An 11,846-nucleotide genomic window follows, 5' to 3' on the forward strand; every position below is an offset into this window, starting at 1 on the left:
CTCCTTACACAGACTCACTTACCTAATAAAGAAATAAGCATCGCCTTCATAATCCTTGCGCGCAGCTCATCCCGATAAGGAAGCTTCACATTCAGGCATTCCCTTGAAACGGCGGCCCGCATCAGGCTGGCCTCCCGCTTCGTCAAAAACCGGGATTCCTCCAGCTGGTAGATCAAGCCTTCCGCTACCGTCTGGTCAATCATGCTGCCGATGGTATGATGAAGGTGCTGCTGGAGTGCAGTATGCTGGGGAAGCTCGATACGCTGGATGCGTATGTATCCGCCTCCGCCGCGCTTGCTCTCGACAAGAAAGCCCTTCTCCAGCGTGAACCGAGTGCTGATCACGTAATTGATCTGGGAAGGAACGCAAGAAAATTGCTCCGCCAAATCGTTGCGTTGAATTTCGACGGTTCCTTCCGGACTTTCCTGCAAAATGCTCTTCAGGTATTGTTCGATAATATCAGAGATATTACGCATGGTCTGTTCATCCTCCACTGTTTGAAACGTTAAGACGGATAGTGATCTTACACGTCCGCACAGAGCCTTGCTTATACGTTGATTAACCATAATCAAAATCAGCGAACCCTCTCGTTGACTTTGACTTTCTTTGACTTTGATCTCATTATAGCACATTTTTTCATTTTGCCAAGAGGGTACTTCTCAAATGTTCGCGCTATGCATGTATTCTTATTGTACCCACTTCTTCGATCGCTTATAGCCCTTTTCCGAAGAACAATTCAACCGAAGGAATAAAAAAAGAAGCAGCCAACGTTCCGGATTAAAACCGGTCTCTTGGCCACTTCTTCCTGTCGTTTTCTGTATCTTAAGCATCATAACTGATCAAATAATGCTGTAACTCCGTATTGTAATACCCGATGCTGTATTCAATGATGCTGCCCGTCTGGTCGTAGGAGGATCTCAACCGCTTCAGTAACGGGGTCCCGGCGCTTACGCCCAGCAGTGAGGCAATCTCCTCATTAGCCACGGTCGCCAGGAAACGGTCCCGGAAATTCTCCAGCGTGATTTGACTCTCCTCGATACGTTCATACAAGGACGGCAGTTCGCTTGAATCGAACTCCTCCCCCATGTCCACCAGGGACGATACGTAATGGGTGTAGTAGATAAACGGGCTCCCGTCCAGCAAATACAGCCGCTCGATCAGCAGGCACCGCTCACCGAATTTCAGGAACAATTCGCTATCCGGTTCATTGTGCACCCATTCCGTCTTCAGATGGCGCTTCCGGATCTGGTGGCCCTCTTCAACCAAAATCTCGGTAAACAGCTTCCCCTTGGACAGCTTGGAAAAGGACGTGTTCCGGGTCACGATCGTTCCTACACCGCTGCGCTTCTCCACATACCCTTCCTGATACAATTCCTGGATCGCATTGCGAACCGTCATTTTGCTGACGTTAAATTCCTGTTCCAGCTGCGGCTCGGAAGGAATATGGGAACCAAGTGGATATACCCCATGCAGAATCCGATCTTTAATGATCTTCTTGATTTGCAAGTATAACGGACCGTTCTTCCGCGTGATCGACATGCTCCTCCTACCTTTCCACGTCAGACATATGATGACTCATCGCCTGAAGCACTTCGCGTTCGTTTGCCGTCGGCGTATCTCCCGTTACGGTATGGGCAAGCATCGACGCCGCTGCGGCAAAATCAACCGTCCGGCCCGGCTCATATCCCTCCGAGATCCCATGAATCACACCACTGGCATAGGCATCGCCCGCCCCGATGCGGTCATGGACGGAGAACGTCAACGTTTGGGAAAAATGAAACGCTCCATCCGTGTAAAGATAGCCTTGCAGGGAATGGGTATTGTCCCCGTTGATCTTGCGGTGGGTACCCGACGCAACCGTAATATTATACTTCGCCGCCACCTTCGGAATCAACTCCTGCAGCTGTTCATACCGATCCTCACGAGTTGTTTCCATGCCAAGGATATGGATGGCATCCTTCTCGTTCATGAAGACGATATCCGCCAAAGACAGCATTTCCTCGTAGTGCGGCTTGGCAAAATCGTAGCGGTCCGCGCCCCATAAGGAAGGACGGTAGTTGCAGTCGAACACAACCGTTCCGCCGCTTTGCTTGACCTTACGAGCCAAGACCTTCATCTGACCCCGCACGGTGTCGTTCATGGAAAGGGTGATGCCGCAAAAATGGATCATGTCGATCTTTTCGGCAATCGCATCGAAATTGTACATGGCATCCTCCGCCGTATTAAAGCTGCTGCCCAGGCGATCCGTATAGGTCACCCGCCCGGGTCTGACGCCAAACCCATTCTCCAGGAAGTACATGCCGACATATTTGCCCCCGCGGCTAATGAGCGAAGTGCCGATCCCAAGCTTGCGCAGATATGAGATCGCCGCTTCGCCAAGCGGGTTGTCGGGAAGCGTGCTGACGAGGTAGCCGGCATGTCCGAACCTTGCCACGGCCGACGCGATGTTGACGCCCGTCCCGGAAAAGGAATAGTTCAGGTGGCTCTCTTGTGCCAAGGAAGCATACCCTGGTACTTGAAGACGCATCATCACTTCGCCAAATGCAGCGATCGTCTTAGGCATATTGATCAACCAGCGCTTTTAACTTAAGGTGCAGCTCTTGCACGTCGCTAATGATCGTATCCCCGCTGGCCGAGTCGATGATCGAGGAGTATACGTGAGGGATGACCTGCTGTACTCCTGCCTCGAACGCGATGCGGACGATGGCTTCGAAATTCTCCTTATCGATCCCGCCCGTCGGCTCTAACGCGAATCCTTCCTCCGCGCATGCCTTCGCTACCGCACGATACTCCTCTTCCAGCTTCAAGCCCTGCATCGGGAAATACTTCAGTGCGTTGCCGCCCATATCGCGTACAAGCGCGATTGCCGATTTTACGGGGACGATGGCTTTGTCCGATCCGGCAGCGCTCACCGGTCCGGTAGATATGTTTACGTAGCCCACTTGTCCCGAAGGGGACACAAGGCTGTTGATCCAGCTTTCTTCGCCGCCCAGATTGGCACGGGTTGCACCGACCGCCGGAAACACCTGATTGATATGCGTGCCCGGGTAGCTCTTCACGATCTCCGCGACCACCGCCGCTTGACGGTTATCGCCGGCGCCCAAGCCGATGGATACCGCATCCTCGATGACGGCTCCGTACTCCTTCATCGCGATGACGGCTTCCTGCGCATTCGGGTAATTTTTCGACAATACGCCGACCAGCACATGCCCTTCCGAAGCTTCGAATATTTCCTTCGCATTCTGAATGCTGCCTGCAAGAACGTTCAATGCCGCGCGGTTTCTGTAAAGACGTTTCTCCATGTTTGCCATCTTAGTTTCCCCCTGCAATCTGCTGTATTCTCGTTATAATGACTTGCAAATCATCGCCGGAAAGCGAGCGAGGATCGATATCAAAATACCCCTGGCGTACGCCGTAATCCCGGGTATACACGGCAATGTCGCCTTCGCGCAGCTGATCGTTCATGGACTTGGCGCTTACCCCCGCCGCTTCCTCATTGACCTTCACGCGTCCCCGGAAGATCGCTCTTCCCGCTTCGTCCTGCACGATCGCAACCTCAATGCCCGGCAATTTCGATAAGGACTTCATTTCCTCCAGTGCCGCCTTCTCCAACTCACTCTTATCTTCCTTCACCATATACTCATCCAGCGCCTGAAGCAATCCAAACGTCGTTTCCTTGCCGACCTTCATGCTCCGCCCAATGCCATGCAGCTGCGCCTTCACCCACTCCACGTATTGGCGCTTGCCGCCTACTATACCGGAGGTCGGACCTTCGATTGCCTTAGAACCGCTGTAAATAGCCAGATCCCCGTATTTCACATACTTCTGGATATCCTCCTCGGCCGCGGCATCCACGATCAGCGGTATTCCATGTGCGTGGGCCACTTCTGCCGCTTCTTCCACCGAAATCATGTTTTTCTGCACGCAGTGATGGGATTTCACGTATAAAATGGCAGCGGTCCGTTCATTTATCGCCTCTGCGATATGCTCCTTACGCCCTTCGTTGGCGTACCCTACCTCTACGACCTTGCCGCCTCCGAGATACACCATCGTTTCGACGGGAGCTCCATACTGCACATTATGCCCCTTGAACATGATGATCTCGTTCTTCGCAATCAGCTCCTGATGCAGTCGGTCACTGCGTCTGCGATTGCCCTCGGTGACGATTCCAGCTACGGATAGAGCGATGCCGCTGGAAGCGGAGTTGACAACAACCGCCGCTTCGGAACCGAGAATGCGCGCCATGTAATCGCCTGCTTTATCTACCAGATCCGCGATTTCCACGTAACTCTGCCCACCAATCCGCATGGCTTCCATGACGGTATCCGTCGGTGCCGACACGCCAAGAATGCTCATGCGCCCGCTGGCGTTCACCACGCGTTTCAACCCGTATTTAGCATGTAATGAATGATCCATTGACTACCACTCCTTTGGCTTCGATATATCGGTCAGCGATTCGGGTCTCCCCTTCGGAATCGGTCAAACTCATCGGTCCCTGCCGCACCGCGAACAGGGTAAGGTGGGCAGCGTCGCCGACTTGAATTCGGCCCAGCTCCGGACGGCCCAGCCATGCGGCTGCATGGTCCGTTACCGCAGCGACCACTTCCTGCAAGCCGTATCCTAGATACAGAAACTTACTCATGACATTGGCCAGGCTGTACACCGGACCATGGATGCGATTGCCGCGATAAATATCGGTGCTGATCGTATCCGGCTTAATCCCTTGTGCTTTAGCATACTCCGCCACCAGGAACGAGAAGCTCGCCGTACCATGGCCGACATCCAGATGAACACCGCGGGCAATCGCTTCGGTCAGGGCAGGAATCGGCTTCCCGTCCGAATCGAATAAATTGTTGGCCTTCCCGTTCAAATAATGAGTGATTATGTCGTCCTTCTGAAGCAGCTCCAGCACTTCCTCAATCGGAGGAGGTCCTGATCCGATATGAACCATCAGCGGCAGGGACGTTTTCCCGGACAGTTTCCTTGCGAGTCGAAGCGGCTCTACGCCATTGTCCTTCACTACGCTTTTGCTGATTCTTGCCTTGAGCCCGATGATCAGGTCAGGAGACGTCAAGACCGCTTTTGCTGCCTTCTCGGGATCGATCCATTCCAAACTGGAAAGCTCGTCGATCCGCTGAAGTCCAATATGGGAAATATTCAAAAAAGCAAACACGTTTGTCTTGGCCTTGGCAACCTCGGCTGCCAATTCTCCAATCGTATCCGAGCCGCAGCTTCCTGCATCGATAATCGTGGCGACGCCTTGCTGAACGCCGATCTCGTCGATGGCATCGCCGTAGGGCTCCAGCTTGGCGACCGCATGGACGTGCATATCGATCCAACCGCTGGACACATATAATCCCGTACCGTCAAAACCGTTGTCACCCGATGCCGTATTCGCATCCGTTATTTCGGTAATGAACCCGTTCTCCATGACAATGTCAAAAGGCTTCTCATTATGCACCGTCTGTACGTTGCGCAAAACAAAACGCTGTTCCAATATCTTCATCGTTTCACCCCTTCAGCCTTGCCGGACCAGCCTTATATCTTCTTCGTGCCACAGATTTGCATTGCTTTGTCTAAATACTATGGTTATAGCATAGCACAGAAAGCACTGAACGTGAATATAACGTTATAATGTTTAAATCATATTTCAAATTTTATCCGCTATCTCTTGCCTATAAATCGGAGTCCTTGAATGGTTGCGCCATAATGCTAAGGTTCTAGTTCTGTGTTCCTAGCGGGAGTTCCTTCTCGCTTCATACCAAAAAAAACTGCCTTGGATAGGCAGTTTCTTTGGTCCGTTTATCGTATTAAATCCTCATATTCCTTGATGTTAAACCTCAACCTTCCGATCAACGAGATACACCGTGGCATAGAGGATCAAGGCCGCCACAATGACCTCAAAAACAAATGCCCCCCAAGCTAACGTATACTGTGCGGCAGATACGGTAAAATCCGCCTCATTCTCGAAGGAAATGGTCGCCATCGGGCCAACCCATGCTGCCTCTTCTCCGAAGAACAGCTGGCTGATCCAGGACAGGACATTATGCAATACAAAGAACACCAGAATGCCGATCCATACGCTACCTTTCTTCGTGATGCTGTTGGCCACGGCAATGGCAAAAAATATCGTAATCATCAGGAAGATGAATTTCCATGCCGTCAGCAGGGCGAGGCCAACATAATACATAACAGGATAATCGGAAAAACGGATCATCTCCCATGGGATGCCGGCAGCGTTCCAATAGTACCACAAATGCAGCGCCATCAGTAGACACAGCGCCAGTAAACTCGCGCACGCCAGAATGAGGGAGGAAACCACGCTCCAGACGGAACGGACGGGGAGCAGACGCCGGTGATATGCCTTGATGTTATAGTCGAAGGTCTTGCTGGAAACAACCAGCAGCAAGACGCTCACCGAGCCATAGGCCAGCATGCTTAAACCCAAACTCAATCCTAGCTCCCAATCCCTTATCGAACCTGTCACCGTGATCGCGATCTGCACGATAAGAAGAATCGCAAAAGCGCCGAGCAGCGTGGTCGAGTTTCTCTTCCAGTCGTATTTCAGCAGTCTCATCATTCCGCATACACCTCTTTAAACATCTCATCCACGCTTTTTCCGTGTTTTAGGCGGATGTTCTCCACTTCATCATGCATGGCAACCTCGCCGTTGCGAATGAAGATCACTTCATCAAATATCCGTTCGATGTCCCGGACCAGATGGGTCGAAACCATGATGCTGCTGTCCTCGTTGTAGAATTCAACGATGGCATCCAAAATTTTTCCACGGGCTACGGGATCCACCCCGCCGATGGGTTCATCCAGCATATACAGCTTCGCTTCGCGGGACAATGCGAGCGTTAACTGCAGGCGCTCATTCATCCCTTTGGACAGGGAGCTAATGCGATCATTGGTCTTTAAATTCATGAAGTCCAGCATTCTGTTTGCCTTCTCTACATTAAAATCCTCATAAAAATCCTTGAAGTACGCCACCGCATCCGAGACCTTCATCCAGGATTCCGTCATCGGCCGGTCCGGCATGAAGGACACGCTGGCTTTGGTCTCCAGCCCCACGGGTTTGCCGTTCACGTAAACGGCACCCGCCGTGGGCTGGATCAAACCGGCTGCAATCTTCATCAGCGTGCTCTTGCCGCTGCCGTTGGTACCCAGCAAGCCGATGATTTTGCCTCCGCTGATATCCAGATTGACATCATGCAGCGCTCTGCGTTTACCGGCATACATTTTGGTCACGCTTCGTACCTGTAACAGATTTTCCACCATGGTCTCACCTCCGCTTTTTGGATCATGGCTGCTTCACAGCATCTTCCACGATCGTAATGATATCCTGATCTTTAAAGCCGAGCTCCTGCATGCCGCGTATAAACCGTTCCAGCAGATCGCCGGCCATTTCTTTTTTGATTTCCATGATTTTCGATTCCTCGCTTGTTACGTATCGGCCCAATCCCCGCCGCGTCTCCACAATACCCTCACGCTCCAATTCCTGAAAAGTTCGCTGCACCGTGTTTGGATTTATTTGAAGCTCACTCGCTAATTCTCGAACCGATGGGATTTTATCACCGGGCAGAAGTTTGCCGATGATGATTTCTTTCTTCAGATACGTCATGATCTGTAAATAGATCGGCAGATTATTGTCAAATTCGATACTCACTGTCGGGTTGCTCCTTTCCGCCGCTCTACCTCGAACTCAGGCTCCTTATGCGACATCCCGTTTTTTAAACGTAACAAAGCCTGTCGCAAGAAACAAGAGGAGATATACAGCGAGCACAATAATTGAGAACGTTAAGCTCATGCCTGGTACCGGGGAGCTTGCGCCTCCGCTGTACAGGGAAAGATCCACGTTCAGGAACAGCAGGTACTTGGACCAGGAATAACGTGCAAGCAGTTGGACCACCATGCTTTCCATAATGACCATGAACATGCCGATACCGATTGCAGGACCGGTGGATCTCGTTAGGATGCCTACCATAAAGGTTAGCGTTACATAAACGATCGTATACACCAAGTTGTTCACCGCTCCAATGAGCACATCGCCAAGCGTAACGGAGCCGACATCCATGCCGAACGTAATTTGACCTGTCAGCACGGCTACAGCAAACATGAAGGCCACCAGTGTTAAGATGTAGATCAATACGGCCACATATTTCGATGCCAAAATTTTGGTGCGGCTCTGTGCACGTATAAGCAGCAATTTGATGGTTCCCATGCTGTGTTCCTTCGCTACAGCTCCTGCCGTAACAACAATGGCAAGCAGGGTCAGCACTTGCCCCATTCCCTTGGTGGTTACAGCTATCTGGGCAAATTCATAGCCGGTGCTGCCGCCATCGGAAAATTTATATAGCAAGAACGCCGTGAAGATTACCATTCCGGCCAAAAGCACATATGGCAAGAAGAAGCTGCGTTTCTTAAACATTTTGAGCCATTCGTTCCAGACGAGATTTCCAAAGCTACGCAATGCGGTTGCCTCCTGTCCATTTCAAGAATTCTTCTTCAAGCGACGACTTCATCTCTTCCACCCGGTAAATCCGTACGCGTGCATCGCATAGTGACTGGATCAGCGTAGGGATATCCTCTTCGTGAAGTTTTAGGGTGATATTCCCTTCTTCCACTGAGGAGTTGATCAGGTTGATGTCTTTGAGATGTTGAACCGTTTGTTCCGCCATGGTTGTATCATTTACGCGGAGACTTACCGTCGTTAACTCTTCATTCACGACCGTCCCCCCGATTGAGCGCTCAGTGACGAACTTGCCTTCCTGGATGACAACCACGCGGCTGCACATCAGCTCCATCTCCGACAGCAGATGGCTGGATACGAGAATGGCAATTCCCTCATCTCTGGCGATTTGCTTCAAGTAATCCCGCATCTCGCGAATACCGGCAGGATCCAGGCCGTTAGTTGGCTCGTCAAGAATGAGGATGGATGGATTATGCAGCAAGGCCTGCGCTATTCCAAGCCGTTGGCGCATTCCCAGGGAATAAGCACGAACCTTCTTGTGGATGGCGTCCTGCAGCCCGACAAGCTTGACAACCTCCATGATTCTTGTGATCGTCACTCCCTCGGACATCCGCTGGTACTGTCTCAAGTTGTCATAACCGCTCATGTACGGGTAAAATTCCGGATTCTCGATGATGCCCCCGATATGGCGAACGGCTTGAACGAAATCGGACTTGATGCTGTGTCCCTTTACCAGTACATCGCCTTGGCTCATGTCGATCAACCCTACAATCATTCGAATGGTTGTTGTTTTGCCCGCGCCGTTCGGTCCAAGCAAACCAACGATTTCGCCACGATGAATGTCAAAGGATAGGTTATCGACGATGTTCTTCTTACCTATCGTCTTGGTGACCTGATTGACGGTAAGCACGATGGGCCCTTTCTTGTCATCTTTCCTATTCATGGAGGCCGATCCGCTAATTCCATCAATTAATTCCCCCGAGGCATTCTCTATATTCGTTGTTACGTCATTTGAATCATTTCCGACCATTTGTTGGTTCCACTCCTTTTTGTATCGGTGTTATAGTTAAATAGTACACTAGTGGTTTGGTTCTGTAAAGCCTAATTTTTCAGTGTGGAAATTTGGAGTTCACATACAGTTTGAGATATACGTGAGGTATGGCATGAGGTACAGTATTGTGGTACTAAAGATCAGCAGCTCTATCCAGAAAGTTCCAGCACAAACTTGTGCGATCAGGGAACTGCACCCTGTTATGGTGATATGAGGCAATTGCGAAAATGCGAGAGGATGAATCTTGGCGAACAAAAAAAGACGACCCTGAAGGATCGTCTTTTAGGACAGTATAGAAAACGGAGTTCACCGATACGGTTTCCTATAGGAAAAGACCGCTATCGATCACTCGATAACGGTCTTTATGGTTGTTCGCTTGGCGACGTCCTACTCTCCCGGGACCCTTCGGTCCAAGTACCATCGGCGCTGGAAGGCTTAACGGTCGTGTTCGGTATGGGAACGCGTGGAACCCTTCCGCCATCGCCACCAAACGGCTCAGATGCTTGATCACCTGAAAACTAGATACGAAACGAATTTGCACTTTGAAATATTTTTGGATAAGCCCTCGACCGATTAGTATTGGTCAGCTCCATGCATTGCTGCACTTCCACCTCCAACCTATCTACCTCGTCGTCTTCAAGGGGTCTTACGAATTGGGAAATCTCATCTTGAGGGGGGCTTCACGCTTAGATGCTTTCAGCGCTTATCCCGTCCGTACGTAGCTACCCAGCCATGCTCCTGGCGGAACAACTGGTGCACCAGCGGTACGTCCATCCCGGTCCTCTCGTACTAAGGACAGCTCCTCTCAAATTTCCTACGCCCACGACAGATAGGGACCGAACTGTCTCACGACGTTCTGAACCCAGCTCGCGTACCGCTTTAATGGGCGAACAGCCCAACCCTTGGGACCTACTTCAGCCCCAGGATGCGATGAGCCGACATCGAGGTGCCAAACCTCCCCGTCGATGTGGACTCTTGGGGGAGATAAGCCTGTTATCCCCAGGGTAGCTTTTATCCGTTGAGCGATGGCCCTTCCATGCGGTACCACCGGATCACTAAGCCCGACTTTCGTCCCTGCTCGACTTGTAGGTCTCGCAGTCAAGCTCCCTTATGCCTTTGCACTCTTCGAATGATTTCCAACCATTCTGAGGGAACCTTGGGGCGCCTCCGTTACTCTTTAGGAGGCGACCGCCCCAGTCAAACTGCCCGCCTGACACTGTCCCCGTACCGGATCACGGTACCAGGTTAGAACCTAGATACGATCAGGGTGGTATCCCAACGTCGCCTCCACACAAGCTGGCGCTCATGCTTCTAAGGCTCCCACCTATCCTGTACAGATCGTACCCAAATCCAATATCAAGCTGCAGTAAAGCTCCATGGGGTCTTTCCGTCTTGTCGCGGGTAACCTGCATCTTCACAGGTATTAAAATTTCACCGGATCTCTCGTTGAGACAGCGCCCAAGTCGTTACGCCATTCGTGCGGGTCAGAATTTACCTGACAAGGAATTTCGCTACCTTAGGACCGTTATAGTTACGGCCGCCGTTTACTGGGGCTTCGGTTCACAGCTTCGGGTTTAACCCCTAACCGCTCCCCTTAACCTTCCAGCACCGGGCAGGCGTCAGCCCGTATACTTCGCCTTACGGCTTCGCACAGACCTGTGTTTTTGCTAAACAGTCGCTTGGGCCTTTTCACTGCGGCCCCCTCGGGCTATTCACCCTACCGAGGCACCCCTTCTCCCGAAGTTACGGGGTCATTTTGCCGAGTTCCTTAACGAGAGTTCTTCCGCGCGCCTTAGAATTCTCTTCTCGCCTACCTGTGTCGGTTTGCGGTACGGGCACCTTCACCTGACTAGAGGCTTTTCTTGGCAGTGTGAGATCATGACCTTCGCTACTGTAATTTTCACTCCCCATCACAGCCCAGCCTTACGATGTGCGGATTTGCCTACACATCAGCCTCACTGCTTGGACGGACATCCATCAGTCCGCGTCACTACCCTCCTGCGTCACCCCATCGTTCATAACGGTTTACGGTGGTACAGGAATTTCAACCTGTTGTCCTTCGATTACGCCTTTCGGCCTCACCTTAGGTCCCGACTTACCCTGAGCGGACGAGCCTTCCTCAGGAAACCTTGGGCTTTCGGCGGATCAGATTCTCACTGATCTTTTCGTTACTCATACCGGCATTCTCACTTGTATGCTGTCCAGCGCTCCTTACGGTACACCTTCAACCTACATACAACGCTCCCCTACCCCTGATGCATACGCATCAAGCCATAGCTTCGGTGGTGTGTTTAGCCCCGTTACATTTTCGGCGCAGAGTCA

11 protein-coding genes and 2 rRNA genes (1 of these 13 running past the window's edge) are annotated in these 11,846 nt (G+C 51.5%); all 13 read right to left on the reverse strand.

Translation table 11 applies throughout. The annotated features are described in order from the left end of the window. Positions 1-14 precede the first annotated feature (14 nt). Complete coding sequence (locus MHI43_RS29345; RefSeq protein ID WP_009594675.1) at positions 15-476, reverse strand: CtsR family transcriptional regulator; 462 nt, start codon at positions 474-476, stop codon at positions 15-17. 346 nt (positions 477-822) lie between these two features. Then, positions 823-1,539 carry a GntR family transcriptional regulator gene (locus tag MHI43_RS29350; RefSeq protein ID WP_015737639.1) on the reverse strand — a complete coding sequence of 239 codons (717 nt, stop codon included), beginning with the start codon at positions 1,537-1,539 and terminating at the stop codon, positions 823-825. Positions 1,540-1,546: 7 nt separating this feature from the next. After that, positions 1,547-2,563: a sugar kinase gene (locus tag MHI43_RS29355; RefSeq protein ID WP_036662765.1), complete on the reverse strand. Its 1,017-nt coding sequence runs from the start codon at positions 2,561-2,563 to the stop codon at positions 1,547-1,549. Beyond that, positions 2,556-3,311: a KDGP aldolase family protein gene (locus MHI43_RS29360; protein ID WP_036662767.1), complete on the reverse strand. Its 756-nt coding sequence runs from the start codon at positions 3,309-3,311 to the stop codon at positions 2,556-2,558. Before MHI43_RS29360 ends, MHI43_RS29355 begins: the two co-directional genes overlap by 8 nt. A gap of 1 nt (position 3,312) precedes the next feature. Beyond that, positions 3,313-4,416: a DgaE family pyridoxal phosphate-dependent ammonia lyase gene (locus MHI43_RS29365; RefSeq protein ID WP_036662769.1), complete on the reverse strand. Its 1,104-nt coding sequence runs from the start codon at positions 4,414-4,416 to the stop codon at positions 3,313-3,315. After that, on the reverse strand, positions 4,394-5,497 hold the full coding sequence (locus MHI43_RS29370) for an amidohydrolase/deacetylase family metallohydrolase (protein ID WP_200868615.1): 1,104 nt from the start codon (positions 5,495-5,497) through the stop codon (positions 4,394-4,396). The genes MHI43_RS29365 and MHI43_RS29370 overlap by 23 nt, the downstream gene beginning before the upstream one ends. A gap of 336 nt (positions 5,498-5,833) precedes the next feature. Next, on the reverse strand, positions 5,834-6,580 hold the full coding sequence (locus MHI43_RS29375; protein ID WP_036662771.1) for a hypothetical protein: 747 nt from the start codon (positions 6,578-6,580) through the stop codon (positions 5,834-5,836). After that, positions 6,577-7,281, reverse strand: coding sequence for an ABC transporter ATP-binding protein (locus MHI43_RS29380; protein ID WP_036662772.1), 705 nt, complete (start codon positions 7,279-7,281; stop codon positions 6,577-6,579). Before MHI43_RS29380 ends, MHI43_RS29375 begins: the two co-directional genes overlap by 4 nt. A gap of 22 nt (positions 7,282-7,303) precedes the next feature. Next, positions 7,304-7,669, reverse strand: coding sequence for a GntR family transcriptional regulator (locus MHI43_RS29385; protein ID WP_009594678.1), 366 nt, complete (start codon positions 7,667-7,669; stop codon positions 7,304-7,306). Between the two features lie 45 nt (positions 7,670-7,714). Further along, on the reverse strand, positions 7,715-8,473 hold the full coding sequence (locus MHI43_RS29390; protein WP_036662773.1) for a DUF2705 family protein: 759 nt from the start codon (positions 8,471-8,473) through the stop codon (positions 7,715-7,717). Next, positions 8,466-9,503, reverse strand: coding sequence for an ABC transporter ATP-binding protein (locus MHI43_RS29395; protein ID WP_036662774.1), 1,038 nt, complete (start codon positions 9,501-9,503; stop codon positions 8,466-8,468). The genes MHI43_RS29390 and MHI43_RS29395 overlap by 8 nt, the downstream gene beginning before the upstream one ends. 395 nt (positions 9,504-9,898) lie before the next feature. Beyond that, positions 9,899-10,015: ribosomal RNA gene (gene rrf / locus MHI43_RS29400) — 5S ribosomal RNA — on the reverse strand. Between the two features lie 62 nt (positions 10,016-10,077). After that, positions 10,078-11,846: ribosomal RNA gene (locus tag MHI43_RS29405) — 23S ribosomal RNA — on the reverse strand (it continues 1,160 nt past the right edge of the window).

This window comes from Paenibacillus sp. FSL H8-0457 (assembly GCF_038051935.1).
Lineage (GTDB): Bacteria > Bacillota > Bacilli > Paenibacillales > Paenibacillaceae > Paenibacillus_AQ > Paenibacillus_AQ lautus_A.

Bases quoted from the DNA above. Each gene is read 5' to 3' on its own strand.
- MHI43_RS29350 (WP_015737639.1), bottom strand. From the start codon at position 1,539: ATGTCGATCACGCGGAAGAACGGTCCGTTATACTTGCAAATCAAGAAG.
- MHI43_RS29395 (WP_036662774.1), bottom strand. From the start codon at position 9,503: ATGGTCGGAAATGATTCAAATGACGTAACAACGAATATAGAGAATGCC.
- MHI43_RS29365 (WP_036662769.1), bottom strand. From the start codon at position 4,416: ATGGATCATTCATTACATGCTAAATACGGGTTGAAACGCGTGGTGAAC.
- MHI43_RS29375 (WP_036662771.1), bottom strand. From the start codon at position 6,580: ATGATGAGACTGCTGAAATACGACTGGAAGAGAAACTCGACCACGCTG.
- MHI43_RS29345 (WP_009594675.1), bottom strand. From the start codon at position 476: ATGCGTAATATCTCTGATATTATCGAACAATACCTGAAGAGCATTTTG.
- MHI43_RS29355 (WP_036662765.1), bottom strand. From the start codon at position 2,563: ATGCCTAAGACGATCGCTGCATTTGGCGAAGTGATGATGCGTCTTCAA.
- MHI43_RS29360 (WP_036662767.1), bottom strand. From the start codon at position 3,311: ATGGCAAACATGGAGAAACGTCTTTACAGAAACCGCGCGGCATTGAAC.
- MHI43_RS29380 (WP_036662772.1), bottom strand. From the start codon at position 7,281: ATGGTGGAAAATCTGTTACAGGTACGAAGCGTGACCAAAATGTATGCC.